Consider the following 25,214-nt stretch of genomic DNA (forward strand, 5'->3'; position numbering starts at 1 on the left):
AAACAGCCTCCCGACTTCCCAGAGCAGTTCAACATCGCCCCAAAGCGCAGCTCATCGCTCATGTCCCGGTTCACCAATGTCGCGACACGACAACCCAGGCGCGATACTGTCGTCTCCTGTCCATGCTGCTCAGCCGTTCCGCCATGACCAAAGGCCCCCTCCGTCTCGATGTCGGCGTCAGCTACGCCCTGCCGCGTGTGGGGCTGCCGGCGGCGACCAGCTTCCGCAAGTGGGTCGCGGTGGCGCTGAAGGGACGCATCCGCGAAGCGGATCTGGCGATCCGTCTGGTCGACCAACGCGAAGGCCGCGCTCTGAATCAGCACTACCGTGGCAAGGACTACGCCACAAATGTACTCAGCTTTCCAGCCGAACTACCCGATGGGCTACCCAAGGGAATCAGGCTGCCGCTACTCGGCGATCTGGTGATCTGCGCACCTGTGGTAGCACGGGAAGCCGCCGAACAGGGCAAACCGCTCAATGCCCACTACGCGCACCTGACCGTGCATGGGGTGCTGCACCTGCTCGGCTGGGATCACGAGGACGACAAGGAGGCCGAGGCGATGGAGCAACTGGAACGCCAAATCCTGGGCGAACTTGGCCTGTCCGATCCCTACGCCGGCGAGCGTTGATCCGACACCCCATTGCGTTGCGGCAAGACCACCGCGCTTGTTCGAAGGCTGCCAGTGCAAGCTGGCGGCACATCCGCTGACATCCTGCCAGCAACGCCACCATGTCGGCGCGCTGGTCAGCCACCGGCATGGATGGTAGCGTGACGGCGGCGCTGTCGCTCACTGTTCGCCGCCCGAGATCCCCAATGTCGATCCGTTCCTCGTTACTTTTGCTCGCGCTCAGTTGCGCAATGCCAGCCACCGCCGCCGACACCACGTTCAGCGCTGCAATCGACCTGCCGGCGCTGCTGGAATGCCACAAGCACGTCGCCGATTTCGAGGCGTTGAAGCCACTGCTGGACGATCCGCTGAAAGCCGTGGCGCATGGATGGCGGCCATTGCCGCAGACCAACCTGTTCATGAGCGAATACGCCCTGGCACGGCCGATCCACGTGTACGGCTACAGCACCGACCGCATTGCCTTTTCCGGCGCCAGCGTGATGGCGATCCTGGACCTGCCCGATCCACGAGCATTGGCCAAGCAACTGAAACTGGAAGCGGCGGTGGATACACCGGAAAAGGCCATGTTCGGCCGCGAAGTGCTCAGCCGCGACGTCCACGATCCCAAAACCGGCGAGCCGATGATCGAGTCGATCATCCTAAGCGTCTCCACGGTGAAGTCGCATCCGGGCAAGACCCTGGCCGGGTGCAGCTACAGCCTGGATCTGCCCGACGTGCCGGGCGCGCCGCCGGCGCCGGACGTACTGCACACGCCGCCCAGCGGGGGCTGAACCCCAATCGCCAGGCGCTGGCGCGCCTGCCGATCCGTGTCGCAATGCGCTCGCGATGGCCCTGTTAGACTTCCGTCCAACGCCGGTTCGATCAGGCGAATACCAACAGAACATGTCCGAAGACGGCCCGAGTAGCTCCTCTCCCGAACCCCACGAAAAACGCCGCGGCTGGCTGGAACGCCTGACCTCGGTGTTCTCCGGCGATCCGCACACCCGCGAGGAGCTGGTCGAAGTCCTGCGCGACGCCCAGCACGATGGCCTGATCGCCAGCGACACACTACGCATGATGGAAGGCGCGCTGTCAGTTTCGGAATTGACCGTCGGCGATGTGATGGTGTCGCGTTCGCAGATGGTGTCGTTACCGGCGGAGGCACGCTTCCTGGATCTAATGAAGCAAGTGGTCGAATCCGGCCATTCCCGCTTCCCCGTACATGGCGAGAACAAGGACGAGATCCTCGGCATCCTGCTGGCCAAGGACCTGCTGCGCGGCGTGGTCGCCGACGATGGCCCCGGCACAGTGCGCGAGTTGCTACGTCCGGCGGTGCTGATCCCCGAGTCAAAAAAACTCAACGTGCTGCTCAAGGAGTTCCGGCTCTCGCGCAACCACATGGCGATCGTGGTCGACGAATACGGCGGCGTGGCTGGGCTGGTGACCATCGAGGACGTGCTGGAACAGATCGTCGGCGAGATCGACGACGAGCACGACGATGCCGAGGACGAGGCGTCGCTGATCGCGGCACAGGCCGACGGCCAGTACGTGGTGGATGCGCTGACGCCGATCGAGGATTTCAACGAGCGCTTCGGCGCCGATTTCTCCGACAACGACTACGACACCATCGGCGGACTGATCACCGATGCGATCGGCCACCTGCCCGAAACCGGCGAGGAGCTGACCCTGGGACGCTTCGTATTCCGCGTGGCGCGCGCCGACGCGCGCCGGGTACAGGCGTTCCACGTCACCATCCTGCCACACGACCCACAGGAAGCCGCTTGAACACGCTCCGCTCGCCTTGCGCGCACCGACGCGGCTGGCCGCACGTGTGTCTGAGCGTACTGCTGACGCTCTGCTCTGCATTCACGTTCGCACAGACCAGCGCGCTGACGCCATCGCCCCCCCGGGCCGCGCCGATGACGTCCAACGCAGATACCACGACACCACGCATCGGCGTGGCCACCATGCAGCCGGGCGAGGTGTTCTTCGAGCGTTTCGGCCACGACGCACTCGTGGTGCAGGACCCGCATACCGGCCAAGCCACCTCATACAACTTCGGCTTTTTCGACCCCAGCGAACCGGACTTCGTCAGCCGCTTCGCCGCTGGCGACATGCGCTACTACCTGATGGCGCTGCCGCTGCGGGAGGATCTGGCACAGTACCGCGAGGCCGGCCGCGGGGTGGACATCCAGTGGCTGGACCTGCCTCCCGCGCAGGCACGCGCGCTCGCACAGGCGCTGGCCTGGCGGGCACGACCAGAGAACGCGCGCTACCGCTACGACTACTACACCGCCAACTGCGCCACCATGGTGCGCGACACCTTGGACAAGGCCATGGGCGGCGCGTTGCACGCGCAACTGGCCAGCCGCTCGCGCGGCAACACCTACCGCAGCGAGTCGGTGCGACTGGCCTCGCCGGCGCCATGGATGTGGCTGGGGTTCGACCTGGGTTTAGGACCATTCGCAGATAAACCGCTGTCGCGTTGGGAAGAGGCGTTCGTGCCGATGCGGCTGGCCGATAGTTTGAACGAGGTCCACAACAATGCTGGCCGCCCACTGGTACAGGCGCGCCAACGGCTCCTCCCGCAACGGCTGGCACCGGAACCACCGGAACAGGCACGGCATTGGTGGCCGTGGCTGCTGCTCGGCCTGGCCGCTGCGGCGGGCGTGCTGGCACTGGGGCGACGCCCGCGCTGGTTGGCGACGCTGGCCATGCCGTTCTGGCTGCTCTGCGCGCTCGGCGGCGGCGTGTTGCTGTACTTGTGGGGCTTCAGCGCACACCGCGCGGCGTGGGGTAACCGCAATCTGCTGCTGCTGGATCCGCTGTGTCTGCCGCTGCTGTTCGGCGCTCTGAGTCTGCTGCGCGGCCGTCGTCCTGGGCGCTGGTTCGCCGTGCTGCTGTGGACGGTGACGGCACTGGCCGGCGCCGCGCTGCTGATCCACTGGTTGTCGATGTTGCAGCCGCAATTCAACCTGCAATGGATCGCACTGCTGCTACCAGTCCACACGGCATTGGCCTGGGCGCTGACCCGACAGCGCGCGTTGCCCTGACCCTTCCGCACGATTCCGCCAAGCACGGTCCCACCTAATGGCTTCGGTCCCCAGCAATCCCGCCTGCGTCATCAACTGCGTGCACTACGACGGCCAAAGTCGTCGCCACGACATCGCCCTGGCGCAGATCAGCGACGTGCTGGCCGGCGACGATGGATTCGTGTGGGTCGGCATGTACGAACCCGACGACGCTGTGCTGGAGCAATTGCAGGACGAGTTCCAATTACACGATCTGGCAATCGAAGACACGCGCAAGGCGCACCAGCGCCCGAAGGTCGAGGCGTTCGGCAATTCGCTCTTCCTGGCAGTGCACACGGCACAGGTGATCGACGAACGCATCGTCTACGGCGAGACCCACGCCTTTCTCGGCGCACGTTTTCTGCTGACTGTGCGCCACGGTGCCTCGCTGCCGTATGCGCCGGTGCGCGAACGGCTGGAGCGCGAATCCACGCTGTTACAGTTGGGGCCGTCCTACGCGCTGTACGCGGTACTGGACTACATCGTGGACAACTACCAACCGATCCTGGACGCGTTCCGGCACAGTCTGGAACGCCTGGAAAGCGACATCTTCGCCGAATCGTATCGCCGCGACACCGCGATCCGCCTGTACGAACTCAAGCGCGAACTCAACCAGATGCGGCTGGGCGTGGCCCCGTTGCAGGATGTGCTCGCCCATCTCAAGCGCAATCCCGGGCCATTGATCCCCGACGAAGTGCGGCTCTACCTGCGCGATGTGCTCGACCACGCGGTGCGTACCAACGAGGCCATCGACACCCTGCGCGAGATGCTGGGCACTGCTTTGAGCGTGAACCTATCGCTGGTCACCTTGGCCCAGGGCGAGACGGTCAAGCGTCTCGGCGCATGGGCCGCCCTACTCGCCGCGCCGACGCTGATCACCAGTTGGTACGGCATGAACTTCCAGCATATGCCCGAGCTGAACTGGCCACTGGCCTATCCGCTGATGGTCGGGGGAGTAGGCGCGGTGTGCCTGGGGTTGTATTTAGCCTTCAAGCGGGCGAAATGGCTGTAGCGGCCCGGGCGCGCAAACGCCGGCCGATGCGGCGCCTCTCGCCCCTGATGTCCGAGCGGATTTGGTGTTGCCCGAGCGAGCCGCAGCCATGGGGTTTCATCCCACATAGACCGACTTGATGTTCATGAACTCATGGATGCCATGTGCCGCCAGTTCGCGGCCGAAACCGGAACGCTTGATACCGCCGAACGGCAGGCGCACATCGCTCTTGACACTGGCGTTGACGAAAACCGCGCCGCAATGCAACTGACAGGCAACGCGTTCGCCGCGATCGCGGTCCGCGCTCCAGACGCTACCGCCAAGACCGAAGACGGTATCGTTGGCCACGCGCACCGCCTCGGCCTCATCGGCCACGCGCAGGATCGCGGCGACTGGGCCGAACAATTCTTCGTCGTAGGCTGGCATCCCCGGTACCACGTGATCGAGGATGGACGCCGGATAACCAGCATGAGTCTCCAGGTCCGGCGCGCAACCGAGCAACGGCATGGCGCCCTTGGCGATGCTAGCCTGTACTTGGTTGTGTAGCGCATCGCGCAAATCCTGCCGCGCCATCGGCGCGAGCGTGGCCGCAGGGTCCTGCGGATCGCCAAGACGGCGCGCGCCCGCCGCCGCAACGAAGCGCCGCACGAACGCATCGGCGACCGCCTGCACCACCACGAAACGCTTGGCCGCGATACAGGTCTGCCCGGCATTGTCGAAACGCGACTGTACTGCGGCAGCCACCGCCGCATCCACGTCGGCATCGTCCAACACCACGAACGCATCGCTGCCGCCCAACTCCATCACGCACTTCTTCAGTTGCCCGCCTGCGTTGGCGGCGATCGAACGGCCAGCGCGTTCGCTGCCGGTGAGCGTGACTGCGACCACCCGCGCATCGCGCACCACCTCGGCGGCCTGGTCGTTATCGATGTGCAACACGTCGAACACCCCGCTCGGAACACCGGCCGCCTGCAACAGCGCATGGATCGCATCGGCACAGCGCGGTACGTTGTCGGCGTGCTTGAGCAAGGCCACATTCCCGGCCATCAGCGCTGGCGCAAGGAAACGGAATACCTGCCAGAGCGGGAAATTCCATGGCATCACTGCCAGCACGCAACCCAACGGCTCGTAGCGCACGTAGCTGCGCCGGGCGTCGGTGGCGATCAGCTGCTCGCGCAGATAGTCGGCCGCATGTTCGGCATAGTAATCGCAAGCCGCCGCGCACTTGTCGACTTCGGCCAACGCTTCCTGGCGCAACTTGCCCATCTCCGCGGTCATCAGTCGCTGCAAAGAGTCGCGCTGCGCGCGCAGTTGCGCGCCGACCGCACGCAACAAGGTGCCACGCTGCGTCAACGAGGTCGCCGCCCAGGCGGGGAACGTCTGCGCCGCGGCGGCCAGACGCTGTTCGATGGCGGCGGCATCCATCAGCACGACGCGGTATTCGACCCGCCCCGTGGCGGGATTGACGGTGTCGTAAAACATTGCAATGGCTCATGAAAAAATGGCCCCAAGCTTAGCGCGGCGCAGGTTGCGGGCATGTCGTGGTCACCTGGCTGCGTGCGGCGACACGCGGCCGCAACGCAAGCGCGCCAGGCAAGCGATCATCACACGCGCTAGCCGGCCTACCGCAGCGGCAGTTGCATGTCGCGCCGACGCCGCTTCTCGCTGCGCGCCATCCACCAACCGCCGACGCAGGCGATAAGCGATACCAGCAGCACCATCAGCGTTGCCAAGGCATTGATCTTGGGCGTCAGGCCCATCCGCACCGACGAGAACACGATCATCGGCAAAGTGGTCGTGTCCGGGCCGGCGAGAAAGTTGGCAACCACCACGTCGTCCAGCGACAGGGTGAACGCCAGCAGCCAGCCCGCCACCAGCGCCGGTGCGATGATCGGCACGGTAATCAGGCAAAACACCGTAGGCCGATTGGCGCCCAGGTCCATCGCCGCCTCCTCCAACGCGTGGTCCAATGCCTGCAGACGCGAAGACACCACCACCGTGACGAAAGACAGGGTGAAGGTGACGTGCGCGCCCCATATCGCAATGACACCCTTGGGCGCGACACCGATCACCCCACCGATCGACACCAGCAGCAGTAGGATCGACAGACCAATCATCACTTCCGGCATGACCAGCGGTGCGGTCACCAACGCCGCGAACAGGCGCTTGCCAGGAAAGCGCCGCAAGCGGGTCAGCGCCAGCGCCGCAAGCGTACCGAGCACCAGCGACGCGGTCGCGGTGCATAACGCGACCTTGAGGCTGATCCACGCCGCGCGCAGGATCTGTCGGTCACGCAGCAACGCGCCATACCAGCGCGTGGAAAACCCGGCCCAGACCGTCGCCAGCTTGGAGGCATTGAACGAATACGCCATCAGCAGCAGGATCGGCAGATACAAAAAGGCGAAGCCGGCCCCGAGCACGGCCCAGTGCAGCGCAATCCCCGCCCGTCTGCGCAGCAGGGACGCGCCCCTCATGCCGGACCACCGTCGAACTGGCGCTGCTGTTGACGATGCAAGATCAGGAGCGGCAGCATGAGCAACGCCAGCAGCGCGATCGCCAGCGCCGACGCCATGGGCCAATCACGATTATTGAAAAACGTCCCCCACAGCACTCGGCCGATCATCAGCGTGTCCGGTCCACCCAGCATTTCCGGGATGACGAATTCACCCACCGCCGGAATCATCACCAGCATGCAGCCAGCGATGATGCCCGGCCGCGACATCGGCAGGGTGACGGCGAGGAACGCCTTCCACGGCGTCGCCCCCAGGTCGTAGGCGGCCTCGAGCAGACGCCGGTCGCGTTTGACCAGGGTCGCGTACAGCGGCAGTACCATGAACGGCAGATAGCAATACACGATGCCGATGTAGGCGGCCAGCGGCGTGTACAAGATGTGCAACGGCGCATCGATCAGCCCTAGCCCCAACAACATGCGGTTGAGCAGGCCGTTGCTGTCGAGAATGCCGATCCAGGCGTAGACGCGGATCAAGAACGAGATACACGATGGCAGCACCACCAGCATCATTGCCATGTTGCGCGCCGACGCCGACAGGCGGGTGATCGCATAGGCCAACGGATAACCGATCAGCAGGGTGAGGACGGTGGAGATCCCGGCGATCTTGAGCGAGCCCCAGTAAGCCTGGATGTACTGATGATCGCGCAACAACGCCAGATAATTCTGCAAGGTCAGGATCAAGGTCCGTACGCCGTCGCGGTCATCCAGCAACGGGCTATACGGTGGACTGCGGATCGCCTGCTCGGCGAAGGAGATACGCAGCACGACCAGGAACGGGATCGCGAGGAACAGCAACATCCACAGGTATGGCGCCGCGATCACCGCCCAGCGCGCATCAGGCAGACGCCGCCCCAGCCGCGTGCGCAGCATCCGCCATGACGCAGACAACGCAGCGGACACGCCCGCAGCGACGGGCATGCTCATGCGCGCAGCACCACGCCATCGTGCTCGCCCCACCGCAGCCAAACCGTATCGCCACGGCTCAGGCTCTGGCTGGCATAACGCTGCTGGTTGGTGAAGTTGGCCATCAGCGTAAAGCCGCCAGGCAAGCGCACATGGTAGACCGAATGGCTACCGAAATAAGTGATGTCCTCGATCGTGCCAAGAGCCTTGTTATGCGTCTGGGCCGGGGCCTGCTTGCCAATGCGCAGTTTTTCCGGACGGATCGCGAAAAACACCGGCTGTCCGGCACAACCAGGGAGGCCATGACCGACGATGATGCGATCAGGGAACATCGCGCTGTGCAAGCACGTGCCATCTGGTTCGTCTGCGTCGATGGTGGCGTCGATCAGGTTGACCGAGCCGATGAACTCGGCGGCGAAGCGATTGGCCGGCTGCTCGTAGATTGCTTCCGGTGTGCCGATCTGGCGGATAACGCCCGCATCCATCAGCGCAATGCGCGTGGCCATGGTGATCGCCTCCTCCTGGTCATGGGTGACCATCACGCAGGTGACAGCGGAGGCCTGGATGATCGCGCCCAACTCCAATTGCATCTGTGCGCGCAGTTGCTTGTCCAGCGCCGCCATCGGTTCGTCAAGCAGCAACAGCTTTGGCCGCTTGGCCAACGCGCGCGCCAGCGCCACGCGCTGCTGCTGACCACCGGAGAGCTGGTGCGGCTTACGCTTGCCCAAGGTCTGCAGCCGCACCAGTTCCAGCATCTCGCCGACGCGAGCAACGATGGCGGTACGTGACAGGCCATCGAGCTTCAGACCGAATGCGATGTTCTGCTCCACCGTCATGTGTGGAAACAGTGCATAGGACTGAAACATCATGTTGAGCGGACGCTGATATGGCGGCAGGCCATCCAGCAGCTGTCCGTCGAGCACGATGCGGCCACGGCTGGGCTGTTCGAACCCGCCCAGACAGCGCAGCAACGTGGACTTGCCGCTGCCGGAACCGCCGAGCAAGGCGAAGATCTCGCCTTTGCCGATATCCAGATCGATTGCGTCCAGCGCAACGACACCATCGAAGTCCTTGCACACACCCGCAATGGACAGATAACCACTGCCCTTGGTCGGCGGCGTGCGCGGCTCCAGCATGGGGTGCGGTCTGACTTCGCTCAACGCCATCGGTTGTTGCTCATGAAAACGCCATCGAGATATGTCGCCGATGATGCTGACGAGCGCAGCACACTAGCTCCCAGTGTAGCCGCGGCTGCCATCTCGGCGATACCGCAGCAGTGCTATCACTTCGACAGCGGTATCACCGCTACCCAGCCTGACCTGACCCCGGACATTACGGCGCGCGTCAGCAAATCTGCATGTGCCTGCACTATAACTTTACAGCACAGATGCCTGTGCCGCACATCCAGCGTGTCGATCAACGACCCCGCAGCACCGCGCGATGGCCACTGTACGGGGCGCGTATGACTCATCTTCTACCGCGCCACCCGCGTGGCTCGCGATCAGTGAACACTGAAGGCGCTGACGCCCGTGGTTCAACGGCCGGTCTTAATCTGCGTCCACAAGCGGGTGTACAGCTTGTCCACCTCGGGCGGGTTGATCGCATAGGTGAACATCTTCGCTGCCACCGCCGGCGGTGGATAGATAGTCGGATCATTACGGATCGCCGAGTTCACCAGCGGTGTCGCCTTCGGTACCGGATTGGCGTAATGGATGACATTGGTATTGGCCGCAGCCACTTCCGGTGTCAGCAGGTCATTGATCAAGGCATAAGCGTTCTGCGGATGTTTGGCATCCTTGGGGATGGCTAGCATGTCGAACCACTGCGGCGCGCCCTCCTTCGGAATCGAATAGGCCAGGTGCACGCCGTTCTTGGCTTCCTCGGCGCGATCGCGCGCCTGGATGATGTCACCGGACCACCCCACCACCAGGCAGGTACTGCCGTTGGCCAGGGAGGTCACATACTGAGAGGAGTGGAAGTTCTGCACGTACGGGCGGATGCGTTTGAGCAACGCGGCGGCCTGCTCGATTTTGGCCGCATCGGTGGTATGCGGGTCCTCACCCAGATAATGCAGCGCAATCGGGATCATGTCCGCGGGCGTGTCCAACAGGGTCACGCCGCAGTCCTTGAGCCTGGCCAGATTACCCGGCTTGAATACCAGATCCCAACTATTGGCGACGTCGGTGCTGCCGAAGGCCGCCTTGACCTTGTCGACGTTGTAACCGATGCCGGTGGTACCGATCATGTATGGCACACCATAGGTGTTGCCTGGGTCCTGCTGCGCGATGCGCTGCATGATCTGCGGGTCAAGGTTGGCAAGATTGGGGATCTTGCGCTTGTCAAGCGGCAGGAACAGGCCAGCCTGGATTTGCCGGCCGAAGAAATTCAACGTAGGCACCACCACATCGTAGCCGCTGCCGCCGGCCAACAGTTTGGCTTCCACCATCTCATCACTGTCGAACACATCATAGGTGACCTGGATGCCGGTCTTTTTTTCAAAATCGGGAATGGTGCTCTCAGCGATGTAGTCCGAGTAGTTGTAAACATTCAGCACCTTTGCTGCGTCCGCGCCCGGCGCGCGACCCTCGCTGCCGCCGAATCCGTCGCAAGAGGCCAGCAACGTCGCCGAAAAGGAAAGCACGCAAAGAATGCGCCGCCGCAGCGTCATGACATGTCTCCTCGGTTCCATGGGAAAATCGTGAAGCATCAGGCCGGACGCGACACACACCAGACGGACAGCATCCCAGCACACCAAGACTAGCCAGACTCAGGCTATTTGCCCAGCACCTGCGCGGCGCCCTGCGTGGCAATAGCGGTAGATGCATTCGATCTGCGTCAAGTCACTGCGCCGAGGAATGTACACGCCAATCGCGCTCATGATCGATTCATCGATGAAGACGACCATCCATCATGCGCTAGCCGATGCGGGCCACACTGCGCGACTCATACGTTCAACAACAAAAACTCCCGCTCCCAGGAACTGATCACCCGGAAAAACGTCTCGTATTCTTTACGCTTGACCGAAATGTACGCCCGCACGAACCTTGCCCCCAATAATTCCTGCAGCGGTTCGCAATGCTCCAAGCCATCCAACGCCTCGCCGAGCGAGCGTGGCAGTTGGTAACCGGTTACCTGTCCACTGCCGGTAGTCGGTGCGGTCGGCTCCAACTGCTCGCGTATACCCAACAACCCACAGGCCAGCGTCGCCGCCATCGCCAGGTATGGATTGGCATCGGAACCGGCGAAACGACTTTCCACACGCATGTTTTCGACCGTATCAATCGGCACGCGCAGGCCACAGGTGCGGTTATCGAATCCCCACAGTACATTGCTGGGCGATACCTCGCCGAACATCAGACGACGGTAAGAATTGACATTGGGCGCCAAGAACGCCATCGCCATCGGCACGTACTTCTGCAAGCCCGCCAGATAATGCGCAAAGGTACGACTGTACTCGCCGGTACGACGGCCACTGAAGACGTTCTTGCCGTGTTTGTCCAACAGGCTCTGGTGGATGTGCATCGCACTGCCCGGCTCGTTCTCCATCGGCTTGGCCAGGAACGTGGCGTAGACGCCATGGCGCAATGCAGCCTCGCGCATGGTGCGCTTGAACAGGAACACCTGGTCCGCCCGCGACAACGCATCGTCGTGGGTGAAGTTGACTTCCAACTGCGCCGCACCGGATTCATGGATCAAGGTGTCCACGTCCAGTTCCATCGCATCGCAGTAGTCGTACATCAGATCCAGAATCGGGTCGAACTCGTTGACCGCATCGATCGAGTACGACTGCCGCGCTGTTTCCGGACGACCGGAGCGACCCGCCGGCGGCAACAGCGGGAAATCCGGATCGGTGTTCTTCTGTACCAAGAAGAATTCCAACTCCGGCGCTACCACCGGCTTGCAGTCGATCGCCGCATATGCCGCGAGCACGCCGCGCAGCACGTTGCGCGGTGCTAGATCGTGCGGCAGTCCCTCCTTGGTGTAGCAGTCATGGATGACCTGTGCGGTGGGATCGGTCGCCCACGGCACCATGCGTACCGTGTCCGGATCCGGACGCAACTGCATGTCCGAATCCGAGGGCGAGATCAGTTCGTCGTAATCGTCAGGATAATCGCCGGTGACAGTGGTGGCGAAAATGCCCTCGGGCAACCGCGTACCGTAATCGTGCGAAAACTTGGCGGCAGGAATGATCTTGCCGCGCGCATTGCCGGTGATGTCCGGCACCAGGCATTCGACCTCGGTGATGTGGCGCTCCTTTAGCCAGCGCCGCAGCGAGCTTTCCTGCTGTTCGGAGGTGTGCTTGCGCGCGCGCGATCGGCTAGCCATTGGATCAGTCCTTACTGCGGGTGGCCGCATAGTGGCGACACGCGTCGCCGAAAAATTGGAAGATGCCGAGATAGAACGCATCGTCAAGGACACGCCATTCCGGGTGCCACTGCACACCCAACAGGAATCCTGGGCCTACACCGCGAAACGCTTCGATCAGGCCATCTGGCGCCAGCGCCTCGACAATCAGATCGCCGCCGAGCCGAGCCACGCCCTGGCCATGCAGGGAGTTGACACGCGCCCGCGCACCACCGGCGATCTCCTCAAGCCAGCCCCCTTCGCTGAAGGTCACCTCGTGCGCCGACGCGAACTGCGTCTCCAGCGGCAACTGCGGGTTCTCGCGGTGATCCAACAGCCCAGGCTGCGCATGCACTTTCTGGTGCAAGGTACCTCCCAGCGCCACGTTGACTTCCTGAAAACCACGGCAGATGGCCAAAATTGGCAGCCCCATGGAGATCGCCTGCGGGATAAGATCCAGCATGTTCGCATCCCGTACCGGGTCATGCGGATTGCCAGGCCAGCTAGGCTCGTCGCTGTAATGATGTGGCTCGATGTTACTGACTGCGCCAGTCAGCAACAGCCCGTCGAGCCGCGACAGCCACGCACGTGCATCGATCGGCGGCTGTAGCAAAGGCAGCAGTAATGGGGTCACACCCGCACCGTCAATGGCGGCGCGAGCGTATTTTTCCCCGGCGGCCATAAACGATTGCTGGCCAATAAGCTTGCAGTCGGTCGGCAAACCGACCAGAGGCGATACAGCCATGCGAAAAACTCGTGTGGCGTCGCTGCAAGTTACAGTGCACGTTATATTTTTACAACACAATACAACAGGCGCGTGCGACTTCCGCGCGCCTCACGCAAGGCCGGGAAATCAATAATGTGACCCATGGCAGCCATGGCAGCACATGCACTCGGATCGACCGCCACGCATTCTTGACGCCACGGCGCTCTGTTAGGCTTACCGGGTTACCACAGTCCGCCGCGATAACCTGCATGCACGACACTCCGCTGCTGCCCCCGGACGATGCCCATACCCTGCAACGCATCAACGACTGCGCGCAGATCGATCTGCTGCTCCCGGACTGCAATGGCCTGCTACGCGGCAAGCGTATTACCCGCGACGCGCTGGAAAAGGTCTACCGCAACGGGGTGTGCCTGCCGATGTCGCTGATCGCCACCGATATCACGGGGAACACGGTGGAAGAAACAGGCCTTGGCTACGCCATCGGCGACGAGGACCGATTGTGCTTTCCGATACCCGGTACTTTGCGGCCGGTACCATGGGCGCCAGTGCCCTCGGCGCAACTGCTGCTGGCAATGCAGGACGCGGGCAACGCACTCGATTTCGCCCCGCGCCAGGTCTTGGCGCAAGTGCTGACACGATTACAGACGCTTGGGCTGACTGCAGTGATCGCGGTGGAACTGGAGTTCTACCTGTTCGATCCATGCGCAGACGCGCACGGACGCCCGCAGCCACCGCCGCAACCGCACAGTGGGCGGCGCAACGACAGTACGCAGGTCTATTCGATGCAGGACCTGGACGAGCAGCGCGAGTTCATCGACGCGGTGGCAAAGGCCTGCCAAGCGCAGGGTATTCCGGCCGACACTGCGGTCGCCGAGTACGCCCCCGGCCAATTCGAGATCAACCTCACACATCGCACCGACGCGCTGGCGGCCTGCGACGATGCAGTCCTGCTCAAGCGCGCGATCAAGGCGATCGCGCAGCAACACGGGCTACTCGCCAGCTTCATGGCCAAGCCATTGGCAGGGCAATCCGGCAGTGGTCTGCATCTGCACGTGAGCCTGCTCGATGCTGCAGGCCACAATGTCTTCGCCTGCACACCACAGGCCCCGGCCGCGGCGCTACGGCACGCCATCGGCGGGCTGCAACACAGCGCCGAGGATTGCTTGCTGCTGTTCGCCCCACACGCGAACAGCTATCGCCGGTTCGTTGCCAATGCCTTCGTGCCACTCAACGATAGCTGGGGCTTCAACAATCGCACCGTGGCGATGCGGATACCGCATAGCGACCCAGCCAACATCCGTATCGAACACCGCATCGCCGGTGCCGACGCCAACCCCTATCTGGTCGCCGCCGCGGTGCTGGCCGGCATCGAATACGGCTTGCAGCACCACATCGATCCGGGACCGCCGACCCAAGGCAATGCCTACGTGCAGAGCGCGCCGCGCCACCCCCACTGGCGTAGCGCAATCGCACGTTTCCTGGCCAGCGACTTCGTCACCGAACGCTTCGGTACGCGCTTCCGCCACATCTACGGCCAGCAAAAGCACCGCGAGATGCTGGATTTCCATGCGCAGGTAAGCGACGTGGACTATCGCTGGTACCTGCGAACAGTATGAGGAACCGGGATGATCCAGGAACGGCCACACGCAGGAACCGGACCACAATCCCTCGGAACGCGATCGATATGACATTTATGCGTCGTCAGCTCGCATGACCCGAACCGCCCTGCCCCCCCTGCACCGGGACACGGGCGCCGAGCCGTCCCCAGGTCCCGGCTCCTGGTACCTCGACAGCGCGACGCCCCTGCCTGAGCAGCCCACCCTGCGCGGGCAGATACGGGCGGACGTGTGCATTCTCGGCGCAGGCTACACCGGTCTAAATGCAGCGCTGACGCTGGCCGAGGCCGGGTATCAGGTCGCAGTCGTAGAAGCACAGCGGGTGGGCTGGGGCGCGTCCGGGCGCAATGGCGGCCAGGCCATCGTCGGCTACGGCTGCGAGCAACACACGCTGGAAGCACTGCTCGGCCAGAACGATGCGCGCCTGCTGTTCGATTTCTCCCGCGATGGCATGCGCCTGCTGCGCGAGCGGATCCGACGCCATGCCATCGCCTGCGATTGGCGCGACGGCCATGCTCACGTGGCAATCACGTCGCGCCACGAGCGTGCGCTGCGCGCCAGCATCGTCGCGATGGCGCAACGTTACGATTACCCACTGCAATGGTGGGACCGGCAACAACTGCAGGCGCAGCTACGCAGTCCGCGCTATTGCGGAGCGATGTACGACCAGGCCAGTGGCCACCTGCACCCACTGGAATATGCCCGTGGCCTGGCGTGCGCGGCACTGACCGCCGGCGTGCGCATCTACGAGCAGAGCCCGGTGACTACACTGATCCGCGGCGAGCGGCCGATCTTGCGTAGCGCGCACGGCGAGGTCCAAGGCGATTTCGCCATCCTCGCCGGCAATGCCTGGTTGCAAGGCATCGCCCCGGAACTGGAAACGCGCATCATGCCCGTAGGCACTTACATCGGTGCCAGCGCGCCGCTCGGCGCGGAACTGGCGCACGAGCTGATCGGCAATGACATGGCCGTGGCCGATGTGAACCTGGCATTGGACTACTTTCGTCTCAGCCGCGACCACCGCCTGCTGTTCGGTGGCGGCGCAAGCTATTCGGCGCTACCGCCACCAGGCCTGCGCGGTTTCATGACCCAACGCATGCGCAAGGTGTTCCCGCAACTGAACAAGGTGCAACTGGATTACGTCTGGGGAGGCTACGTCGACATCACACGCAACCGCGCGCCCCATTGGGGCCGCCTGACCCCGAACATCTACTTCGCTCAGGGCTTCTGCGGCCATGGCGTAGCCGCGACCGGTCTAGCCGGGGAGGTCATCGCCCTGGCGATCGCCGGGCAGTCGCAGCGCCTGGATGTGTTCGCCCGGATCCCGCACCGCCCTTTTCCGGGCGGACGCCTGTTGCGTACCCCGCTGCTGGCGGCGGCGATGTCCTGGTACAAACTACGCGACGCGCTGTGGTGAGACCCAGCTGTGCGGACTCACCTATATCGGCCCAGAACATGCGATCTGATGTGAAGTGAATGCGAAGCCGATAGAGCATCTGTTCTGCCGCTGGGGCCCGGACAAGCGGCCAACGTGTATCCCACCCCGATTAGCCGTCAAAAGCATGGCGTTGGGGCCCGGCGTTTTGCCTTGGCGCCAGCGCATCATTCGCAGCACTGACGCCTGATGTACCTGACTATCGAAGCGAATCACACGCTCTAAAGTTGTCGCGGATACGGCCGTTAAATCGGTTCCACACAGAAAACGTCACTCTGCGAGGCTTACATGCCGCACATGTTGTCGGCCTCTACCATCATAAACGATCGCGTTAGCGGTTCAGAGAAGCAGCGCATCTTGCTGGTAGAGAATTCGCGTTCCTTCACCGACCTGCTACGCGCGGCGATCGAGCAACGCGTTGAGGTGCAGGTTACTGTCGTGTCTACCCTGGCCGAGGCGGGTAGCGCGCTGGACGATGGCGGCCCCTGGTTTCTGGTGCTCACCGGGCTGGTGCTCGCAGACGGCAACCACGACAGCGTGGTGGACTTCTTCGTCGCCCGCGGCGTGCCAACCGTCGTGGTCAGCGGCGTGTACGACGAAGGGCTGCGCAAACGCATCCTGACCCAGCAGATCATCGATTTTGTACTGAAGAACGCACCAGGCACCATCGACTATCTGGCCTGGTTGGTGCAGCGACTGGTGCGCAATCGCCGCATCGCCGCGCTAGTGGTGGACGATTCGGCGTCGGCACGGGCTTATGCGGCGTCCCTGCTGGCCATGTATGGCTACCAGGTCGTAGAAGCGGCCGACGGTGCCGCCGGGCTGAAGGCGGTGGAAGCCAATCCTTCAATCCGCCTGGCGGTGGTGGACCAGGAAATGCCAGGGATGGAGGGCGTGGAATTCACCCGCCGGCTGCGCGCCCTGCGCGCGCGCGACAAGCTGGCGGTCATTGGTCTCTCCGGCACCAGCGACGCATCATTGGTTCCGCGCTTCCTCAAAAACGGCGCCAACGACTTCCTGCGCAAACCGTTTTCGCGCGAAGAGTTCTTCTGCCGGGTCTCGCAGAACGTGGACCAACTGGAACTGATCGGCACCCTGCAGGATCTGGCGACCCGCGATTTCCTCACCGGCCTGCCCAATCGCCGGCATTTTCTGGAGCAAAGCCAACGCGTGTTGCCGCAATGTCTTACCGACCAGCAATCGGTCAGCGTGGCAATGCTCGATCTGGATCACTTCAAGCACGTCAACGACACCCTGGGCCACGACGCCGGCGATGAAGCGCTGCGTGCGGTCGCCTCGGTGCTGACCGCGTACGCACGGCCGCAAGACCTGATCGCACGTTTTGGCGGTGAAGAATTCTGCATGCTGGTGCCCGGTCTCGATGAGGCGGCCACCACCGATTACTTCGAAAAACTACGCGCGCGCATCGCCGAACTCCAGGTGAACGTCGGCGAAAAAACGCTACGCCTTACCATCAGCATCGGCGTCTGCAGCAGCCAGATTCAAAATCAGGCTCTGCATCCGTTTCTGATCGAAGCGGACAAGTACCTCTATCTGGCCAAAGCCGCTGGCCGCAACCGAGTCGAACACGCCCCGCACGGACAAGCATTCAACGGCGGAGCAGAGGCATCGCCAGCAATGTCAACAAGGTCAGCAGTGCAGCAGCACTGATGTAATAGCCTACCCACGGCAGGCCGTAGTGCGAGGCCAACCATGACGCCGCATACGGCGCGGGCGCGGCACCAAGAATACCGGCCAGGTTGAACGACAGCGACGCGCCGGTATAGCGCACCGGAGGCGGATACAGTTCGGCCAGCAAGGTACCGCATGGACCGTAACTCAGGCCGATGCAGAAAAATCCCAGCGATAGAAATCCAAGCACTTGCCAGGGCTGGCCGCCATGGAACAACGGCGCGAACAGCAGACCGAACAGCACGATGGCGACACTGGCCACGATCATCGCCAAGCGCGTTCCGCGGCGTTCGCCAAACCACGCCGACAGCGGGATGGCGACGGCGAAACACACGATGCCGAACATCTGCAACAACAGGAATTGTTCACGACTGTAATGTAACGTCGTGGTGCCATAGCCAAGCGCGAACACCGTCATCAGGTAGAACAGGACGAAGGTCGCCAGCAACGCCAGCATGCCCATGAGCATCGCCACGACATGCTGCGACAGCACGGTCAGCATGGGCAAGCGCACCCGTTCGTTACGATCCAGCGTCCGCTGGAAATCCGGTGTCTCATGGATGCGCAGACGTACCCACAGCCCGATAACGACCAACAGCCCGCTGGCCAGAAACGGGATCCGCCAGCCCCAGCGCATGAATTGCGTCTCGTCCAGCAGCGCACCCAGCAGCAGAAAAATACCCGAGCACAACATGAAACCCAGCGGCGCGCCCAACTGCGGAAACATGCCGTACCAGGCACGCTTGCCCGGCGGCGCGTTCTCCGTGGCCAGCAACACGGCCCCACCCCACTCGCCGCCCAGCCCCAGCCCCTGACCGAACCGGCACAGTACCAGCAACGCTGGCGCCCACACTCCGATACGGGCCTGACTGGGCAACAGACCGATCAGCACCGTCGACAATCCCATGGTCAACAGCGCCGCCACCAAGGTTGCCTTGCGTCCAATCCGGTCGCCAAAATGACCGAATAGCGCCGACCCCAGTGGACGCGCGACGAACGCCACGGCAAAGGTCGCCAACGATTGCAATCGCGCTGCATCGTGATCGCCATCGCGGAAAAATAGCGCTGGAAACACCAGCACGGCAGCGGTGGCATAGATGTAAAAGTCGAAGAACTCGATGGTGGTGCCGACCAGACTGGCCAACAACACACGACGTGGAGAGTTACGCATGGGAAGAAAATGGGGCATCGGCAAACGACCGACAGAGAACAGCCCTGATTCTGGCAGATTCGCGCGGCCGCCACGCAATGGTTGCAACAGCAACGACAACAGGATGCAGGCCGGCTCAGACCACGCAGGCCCGCGCACGCCCTCCCTGCTTGGCCAGATACAGTTGCGCATCGGCTAGTTCCAGCAATGGCGCAGCCATCGCCTCCACGCCAGGCACCATCGCCGCCCCCCCCATACTGATGCTCAGCCATGGCCCAAGCGGCGATGCGGCATGCGGATGCTGCAATTGCGCGATCCGCTGCAACATGCGCTCGGCCACATCGCGCACGCCCTCGGCGTCGCTCTCGGGAAGCAACGCAACGAACTCTTCTCCGCCGTAACGGGCGATTAGGTCGTATGGACGCAGCAAACAACCGGCCAATGTCTGCGCAAGCAGACGCAGACAGGCATCGCCAAGCAGGTGGCCGTAGTGATCGTTGTAGCGCTTGAAGTAGTCCACGTCGATCATCAACACCCCACAAGGCTTACCCTCGCGCCCGCATGCCTGCCAGTGCGTGCTGAGCGTCGCGTCGAAACGGCGCCGGTTGGCGATACCGGTCAACCCATCCAGCAGCGCGACCTCGCGCAACATGTCGCTTTGCAGCTTCATGATCAACTGATTCTGCACCCTTGCCCGCACCACCACCGGCTGCACGGGTTTGGTGATGAAATCCGCTCCACCTGCTTCCAGCGCCGCCACTTCGTCTTCCGGCGCGTTCTGTCCGGTGACGAAGACGACCGGGATGTCCGCAGTCGCCGGATCGGCTTTGAGACGGCGGCAGACCTGCAAGCCATCCAAGTCCGACATCATCACGTCCAACAGAACAAGGTCCGGCGGTTGCTCCCGGCACAAGGCCAATGCGCGATGGCCGTCCAAGGCCATGCTGACCTCGCACGCATCGCGCAGTAGCTCGTGCAATGCACGAATATTGATCGGCTGATCGTCCACGATCAGAACACGCGGTCGCCTGCCATCCGGAGCAAGACGACGGTAGGCGGCAAACTTGCTCATGCGAGGGCAGGCTCTAGCAAACCGTGCAAGCTCGTCAGCGCGGCATCAAAATGCAGTGCCTGTACCTGCTGGCACATCCGCAGATAGTCCGTCTCGCACACGCCAGCAACGCCAGACGGTGCCTGCTCCAGCACCGCCAGCGCCGCCATATCCGATCGGCGCAGCAACGGCTCCAACTCAAGCAACCAGGGCCGCAGGACATCGAGCGATGCCACGGCACGGGGCTGCTGCACGGCGCGCAGTGGTGCCACAGCGACAGAAAGCGTATCGAGATCCTGTTCAACCGCAACCAGCAAGTCGGCCAGCGCGGCATCGGCATCGACCAAACGGCCTGCGCGCGACACCTGCTCCAGCTCCGCCGCCGACTGCGCCAGCGCCACGGCACCCAGCGTCGCGGCACTGCCCTTCACGGCATGCGCCGCATCCGCAGCGGCAAGCGCATCGTGTCGCGCAAGCGCATCGTGTACCTGTTTTAACAACGCAGGATGCTCGTCGGCGAACGCATCGAGCATACGTATGAACAGGTCCACATTGTTGCCGAAGCGGGCCAGGATCGCATCGAGTGCCACTGTTGGACGCGGCAGCGACTGCGCTACCGTCGCCGCCGCTGACGGAGCAGTCATTCGACCGCTCAATCGCAACAGCGCATCCACCATCTGTTCCAGATCGATTGGCTTGCCGATGTGCGCGTCCATCCCCGCCTGCAGGCAGGCCGCGACATCGTCTTGCGCCACATTGGCGGTCATCGCCAGAATCGGCAACCCCACGAAACGCGCATCGGCGCGGATGCGCCGGGTGGCCTCCAGGCCGTCCACTTGCGGCATCTGCATGTCCATCACCACGACATCGAAACACTCACCGCTCTCGCACACGCACTGCACCCCCTTGAGACCATCTTCGGCCAGCGCCACGACCGCTCCCTCTGCTCGCAGCAACTCATCGGCGATTTGCCGGTTCAAGGCGTTGTCCTCCACGACCAGCACACGCAATCCGGGCAGACGCGGAATATGCGCCAGCGCCTCCAATGCCGAGGGCGAGGTGGACGGTGCCATCTCATCGCACAACATCTTTTCCAGCGTCTCCACCACCTGCCACGGCGTCACCGGCTTGACCAGATAATCCTCGAACGGCACCTCCGTGCGACGCTGCACCACGCCGAACACATCGCTTTGGTAGGCGGTTAACATCAACACCATTGGGGGCATGGCGCAGGCGGCTCGTATCGCGGCCGCGGCAGCGACGCCGTCGATGCCCGGCAAGCGCCAGTCCATCAGCACCGCATCGAAGCGCTTACCCTGTGCATGCGCCTGAACCACTTGCACGATCGCCTCTTCGCCGCTGCCCACGCCAGCCATATCCCAACCCAAGGCGCTCAACGCATCGATTAACGACTCGCGCACCAAGGCGCTGTCGTCCACCACCAGCACATGGCGGGGAGGGCCGGGGCAACGGCTGGAAATTGCACTATCGTTCGCGTCCAGCGCCAGCGGCAGGTCGAACCAAAACCGACTCCCCTCGCCCAGCACGCTGTGCAACTGCAATTGGCCGCCCATCATGCCGACTAGGCGCCGACTGATCACCAAACCGAGGCCGCTACCACCGAAACGCCGGCTAGTCGACGCCTCGGCCTGGGTGAAACTATGGAAAATGCGCTGCTGCTGCTCGGCGCTGATGCCGATCCCGCTATCCTCCACCGTCACGCGCAGCGTCACCGCCTGCGGCTGCCGATGCAACAGATCCACGTTCAACAGCACATGTCCGTGTTCGGTGAACTTGAGTGCATTGCCGGCAAGATTGATCAGCACCTGCTGCAAGCGCAAACTGTCACCGATCAAGCAATCGGGGATGTCTCGGCCGAGGCGGTATACGATCTCGACCTCCGGCCGCTGATGGTTACCGGACAGCACCACCGAAAGGTCGCGCAACAGTTCCTCCATGCTGAAAGGATGCAGGTCGAGTTGCAGCTTTCCGGCTTCGATCTTGGAATAGTCGAGGATGTCGTTGAGCAAGCTCAATAACGACGTTCCAGCCTTCTGTGCCTTGCCGACATAATCGGCCTGGCGCGCATCCAGCGCGGTGCGGCGCAGCAGTTGCAACATCCCCAACACCGCATTCATCGGCGTGCGGATCTCATGGCTCATGTTGGCCAGAAACGAGGACTTGGCCTGGCTGGCCTCGTCGGCAAGCGCCTTCGCCTGGCGCAGTTCCTGTTCGGCCTGCAACTGCTCAGTGATATCGCGATTGATGCCGATCACCCGGATGACCTGACCGTGCGCATCGCGCTCGGTGTGTGCGCCACCTTGGATATGCCGCTGCGTTCCGTCTTCACGCAGGATGCGGAATACAGGGTCGTAGACGCCGCTGCCCTCCAACGCTTTGTGCAGGCTCGCCTCGGTGAAGCCGAGATCGTCCGGATGCACCATGCGCTGCCAATCCTCATAGCGCGGACTTTGCTCGCGCAACTCCACCGGCCAACCGTAGATCTCGAACATGCGCTCGTTCCATTCCAGCGCACCGTCGTTCAGCGTCCAGGACCAGATTCCGAGTTCGGCGGCGGCCGTCGCCATCTTCAGTTGGTCCCGCGCCGCAGTGAGCGCCATGCGCTGCCGATGCCGCTCGGTGATGTCGGCGATCATTCCCACCATCAGGCACTCCCCATCCATCCACATCGTCCCCAGGCAGATCTCGACCGGAAACGCATCGCCGTTCTTGCGCAGCGCCTGCATTTCGCGACCGTTATCTACGCCTTCGGGCCATTCCGGACCGACCTGCCAGACATCTGTCAGCATCGCCTCATGCAGGCTGGCATGTGCCTCGGGCATCAGCATGCCCACACTCTGGCCGACGATCTCGCCGGCGTTGTAGCCGAACACGCGTTCGCCGGCACGATTGAACGAGCGTACCTTGCCATGCGCATCGAAGGTGATGATGGGATTGACCGCGGTGTCGAGAATCGCCTGAGTCAGCGCCGTGCTACGCGCGAGTAAGCGCTCGGCAGCCTGGCGTTCGCTGATGTCCAGGGCCATGCCCAAATACCCGGTGACGTTACCTTGATCGGTACGAATCGCGGTAACGACCAGACTGACTTGGCGCGTATCGCCGTTGCGGCACACATAGGTCCATTCGCGGGTTTCGGCGCCGTCGCGCTCGGCTTTTTCGACGAATACCCGGAAACCTTGCACTGGCATGCCCAGCTCCAGACTGAGTGCCTTACCGCGCGTGCTGACCTCCTCGGGCAAATGGAAAGCCTCGGCGTTCAATCGCCCCACGACCTCCTCCCGACGGTAGCCGAGCAGACGTTCTGCTCCGGTATTGAACAGCGTGACCAGGCCATCGTGCGCAGTGACAATGATCGACACTTCGGAGGCGGCGCCGAGTACACCTTCCAGCATCGCGGTGCTGCTGCTCAGTTCAGCTGTCCGCACCGCAACCTGACTCTCCAGGGTCGCATTGAGCGCCAGAATTTGTGCGCGCGCCGCCTTCTGATCGGACACATCGCGCAACGTCATGGACGCACCGACCGGCTTGCCGGCAGCGTTATAGATCGGCGATGCGCTGACCAGCACATCCAGCAGGCGGCCATCGGCATGGCGGCGGAGAGTCTCGAAATGCGGCACATGCTCGCCCCGCGCGATGCGCGCCAATAGAGACTGCTCCTCGTCCATCAATTCAGGCGACACGATCAAATCACACAAGCGCTGGCCGACCGCTTGCGCCTGGCTGTAGCCGAACAACTGTTCGGCGGCACGGTTCCAACTGGTCACCACGCCATCCAAGGTCTTGCCGATGATGGCATCGGTGGAGCTTTGCAAGACTGCGATCAGGTTTGCATGATTGCGGGCAATCTGCTGACGGCGCAAAAGATTGTTGCCAAGAGCAAATGCCAGCGCGGCGGCCAGTGCACTGAGCAACATTCCCGTGATCATGGCAGGGCCTACCGACCACAGGGCGTTGGCGGCGACGAAATCTCCACCTGCGGCCATGTGCATGTACCAGTGCCGCCCCATCACGGTGCGCCCCAAGAACGCGTGCGGTGCCTGCGCAAGTGGAGCATGCGGCGCATTGCGGTAGAACGGAATCGCCGTACCGGCGGCATTGGCATCGCTCAAGGCCAGTTCGATCCGCTTGGCATCCAGATTAAGCGCCTGCATCACCTTTGGCATCAGCAATGGCACATACGTCCACCCCACCAATTCGCGCTGACGCAACGCCACGGTCGACGGGGTCAGGCCGCTGCGGTACACCGGCAACAGCATCAGGAAGGCCTGCGCACCTTGCGCACTGGCTTGTGCCAAGGTAACCGGGCCGCTCAGGCGCGGCTCTCCGCTCAACGCCGCCGCCCAAGCCACCGCGCGCCAGGAAGGGTCCGAGGCGATGTCCTGCCCTAGCTGCACGGCACTATTGCCGCTGGAATCGATGTACTCGATGACGAAGCGGTCGCCAGCATGCGGCGCCAGCGGGATACGGGAATCCTGGCGCCCTGTTGCGTACTGGGCGGCGAGGAAGCGTGCCTCGTCAGCCTGTACCACTCGGCGAATGAAGCCAAAGCCACCGGCACCGGGGAACTCGCGTGGCAGGTCACGGCTCTGGAGGTAATGCCGTAGCTGGTCACTGCGTAGATCAGCGCCGGCAATCAGCACCGCGCCGCGCAGGCCGCGCAAGCCGTATTGATAGCGGTAGAGCACGTCTTCGATATGGTCGAAGGTGGCATTGGCCTTGGCGTTCAATTGAACCTGCACGTGCTGCACGTTGTCCCGCTGCAATTGCAACGCCACAACCAACGTCAGCGCCGTTCCCACCAATAGAATCGTCAGCGCCAAATACAACGGCATACGATTGGCGCGCAGCTTCAGCATCGTCAGGCACTCCCCAGAGCCCGTTCCCCGGCAGGTCGACACTCGCCCCACCACCATGGCATCGCGTCATGTTCCGTTGGTATGGCGGAACATCCGCTATTGCTCAGCGCGAGATCGGCATAGCGGCGGAAAACTTGATGTCAATCTTCACTATTATGTGAAATAAACCACAAAATTCATGCGTCATACGACGCAATGCCAGCGCTTTCAGCCGGGACGGGCGTATCCCGCCTTGAC

At 63.0% G+C, this 25,214-nt stretch carries 18 protein-coding genes; 8 read left to right on the forward strand and 10 right to left on the reverse strand.

Annotated elements, in window-relative coordinates; all coding sequences use genetic code 11:
- The first annotated feature begins 143 nt into the window (after window positions 1-143).
- The 5 genes from ybeY (at window position 144) to XaFJ1_RS10105 (ending at window position 4,691) form a co-directional block, all read left to right on the forward strand.
- The gene (gene ybeY / locus XaFJ1_RS10085) at window positions 144-629 is read left to right on the forward strand and encodes an rRNA maturation RNase YbeY (RefSeq protein ID WP_012916567.1); all 486 of its coding nucleotides are present in this window, start codon (window positions 144-146) and stop codon (window positions 627-629) included.
- A 185-nt stretch (window positions 630-814) separates the two neighbouring features.
- Window positions 815-1,399, forward strand: a complete 585-nt coding sequence (locus XaFJ1_RS10090) for a hypothetical protein (protein ID WP_012916568.1) — start codon at window positions 815-817, stop codon at window positions 1,397-1,399.
- 112 nt (window positions 1,400-1,511) lie between these two features.
- A complete protein-coding gene (locus XaFJ1_RS10095; RefSeq protein WP_012916569.1) occupies window positions 1,512-2,393 on the forward strand; it encodes a CorC family transporter in 882 nt (293 codons plus the stop codon).
- Window positions 2,390-3,661, forward strand: a complete 1,272-nt coding sequence (locus tag XaFJ1_RS10100) for a lipoprotein N-acyltransferase Lnb domain-containing protein (RefSeq protein WP_012916570.1) — start codon at window positions 2,390-2,392, stop codon at window positions 3,659-3,661. The genes XaFJ1_RS10095 and XaFJ1_RS10100 overlap by 4 nt, the downstream gene beginning before the upstream one ends.
- Before the next feature lie 37 nt (window positions 3,662-3,698).
- Window positions 3,699-4,691 carry a magnesium and cobalt transport protein CorA gene (locus XaFJ1_RS10105; protein ID WP_012916571.1) on the forward strand — a complete coding sequence of 331 codons (993 nt, stop codon included), beginning with the start codon at window positions 3,699-3,701 and terminating at the stop codon, window positions 4,689-4,691.
- A 96-nt stretch (window positions 4,692-4,787) separates the two neighbouring features.
- Here the strand turns inward: XaFJ1_RS10105 and XaFJ1_RS10110 are convergent, their stop codons facing one another.
- The 7 genes from XaFJ1_RS10110 to XaFJ1_RS10140 all read right to left on the reverse strand — a co-directional run bounded on the left by XaFJ1_RS10110 (window position 4,788) and on the right by XaFJ1_RS10140 (window position 13,174).
- Window positions 4,788-6,152, reverse strand: coding sequence for an NAD-dependent succinate-semialdehyde dehydrogenase (locus XaFJ1_RS10110; RefSeq protein ID WP_012916572.1), 1,365 nt, complete (start codon window positions 6,150-6,152; stop codon window positions 4,788-4,790).
- Between the two features lie 140 nt (window positions 6,153-6,292).
- The gene (locus XaFJ1_RS10115; RefSeq protein ID WP_012916573.1) at window positions 6,293-7,144 is read right to left on the reverse strand and encodes an ABC transporter permease subunit; all 852 of its coding nucleotides are present in this window, start codon (window positions 7,142-7,144) and stop codon (window positions 6,293-6,295) included.
- A complete protein-coding gene (locus XaFJ1_RS10120; RefSeq protein WP_012916574.1) occupies window positions 7,141-8,106 on the reverse strand; it encodes an ABC transporter permease subunit in 966 nt (321 codons plus the stop codon). The genes XaFJ1_RS10115 and XaFJ1_RS10120 overlap by 4 nt, the downstream gene beginning before the upstream one ends.
- Window positions 8,103-9,251 (reverse strand): ABC transporter ATP-binding protein, encoded by a 1,149-nt coding sequence (locus XaFJ1_RS10125; RefSeq protein WP_012916575.1) that lies wholly within the window; start codon window positions 9,249-9,251, stop codon window positions 8,103-8,105. The genes XaFJ1_RS10120 and XaFJ1_RS10125 overlap by 4 nt, the downstream gene beginning before the upstream one ends.
- A gap of 368 nt (window positions 9,252-9,619) precedes the next feature.
- Window positions 9,620-10,753 (reverse strand): polyamine ABC transporter substrate-binding protein, encoded by a 1,134-nt coding sequence (locus tag XaFJ1_RS10130; RefSeq protein WP_012916576.1) that lies wholly within the window; start codon window positions 10,751-10,753, stop codon window positions 9,620-9,622.
- 275 nt (window positions 10,754-11,028) lie between these two features.
- A complete protein-coding gene (locus XaFJ1_RS10135) occupies window positions 11,029-12,411 on the reverse strand; it encodes a glutamine synthetase family protein (protein WP_012916577.1) in 1,383 nt (460 codons plus the stop codon).
- Between the two features lie 4 nt (window positions 12,412-12,415).
- Complete coding sequence (locus tag XaFJ1_RS10140; protein ID WP_012916578.1) at window positions 12,416-13,174, reverse strand: gamma-glutamyl-gamma-aminobutyrate hydrolase family protein; 759 nt, start codon at window positions 13,172-13,174, stop codon at window positions 12,416-12,418.
- Window positions 13,175-13,404: 230 nt separating this feature from the next.
- Here XaFJ1_RS10140 and XaFJ1_RS10145 point away from each other — a divergent pair, with 230 nt between their 5' ends.
- The 3 genes from XaFJ1_RS10145 to XaFJ1_RS10155 all read left to right on the forward strand — a co-directional run bounded on the left by XaFJ1_RS10145 (window position 13,405) and on the right by XaFJ1_RS10155 (window position 17,878).
- A complete protein-coding gene (locus tag XaFJ1_RS10145; RefSeq protein WP_012916579.1) occupies window positions 13,405-14,772 on the forward strand; it encodes a glutamine synthetase family protein in 1,368 nt (455 codons plus the stop codon).
- 94 nt (window positions 14,773-14,866) lie between these two features.
- Entirely contained in the window at window positions 14,867-16,189 is a 1,323-nt protein-coding gene (locus tag XaFJ1_RS10150; RefSeq protein ID WP_012916580.1) for an NAD(P)/FAD-dependent oxidoreductase, read from the forward strand.
- A 315-nt stretch (window positions 16,190-16,504) separates the two neighbouring features.
- Entirely contained in the window at window positions 16,505-17,878 is a 1,374-nt protein-coding gene (locus XaFJ1_RS10155; RefSeq protein WP_161525219.1) for a diguanylate cyclase, read from the forward strand.
- Here the strand turns inward: XaFJ1_RS10155 and XaFJ1_RS10160 are convergent.
- From XaFJ1_RS10160 to XaFJ1_RS10170, 3 genes are all read right to left on the reverse strand, one after another.
- On the reverse strand, window positions 17,817-19,070 hold the full coding sequence (locus XaFJ1_RS10160) for an MFS transporter (protein WP_230596787.1): 1,254 nt from the start codon (window positions 19,068-19,070) through the stop codon (window positions 17,817-17,819). The genes XaFJ1_RS10155 and XaFJ1_RS10160 overlap by 62 nt on opposite strands.
- A gap of 115 nt (window positions 19,071-19,185) precedes the next feature.
- Window positions 19,186-20,121, reverse strand: a complete 936-nt coding sequence (locus XaFJ1_RS10165) for a diguanylate cyclase domain-containing protein (RefSeq protein WP_012916583.1) — start codon at window positions 20,119-20,121, stop codon at window positions 19,186-19,188.
- Complete coding sequence (locus XaFJ1_RS10170) at window positions 20,118-24,977, reverse strand: PAS domain S-box protein (protein ID WP_012916584.1); 4,860 nt, start codon at window positions 24,975-24,977, stop codon at window positions 20,118-20,120. Before XaFJ1_RS10170 ends, XaFJ1_RS10165 begins: the two co-directional genes overlap by 4 nt.
- Window positions 24,978-25,214: the final 237 nt, after the last annotated feature.

It is taken from the genome of Xanthomonas albilineans (assembly GCF_009931595.1).
GTDB classification, from domain to species: domain Bacteria; phylum Pseudomonadota; class Gammaproteobacteria; order Xanthomonadales; family Xanthomonadaceae; genus Xanthomonas_A; species Xanthomonas_A albilineans.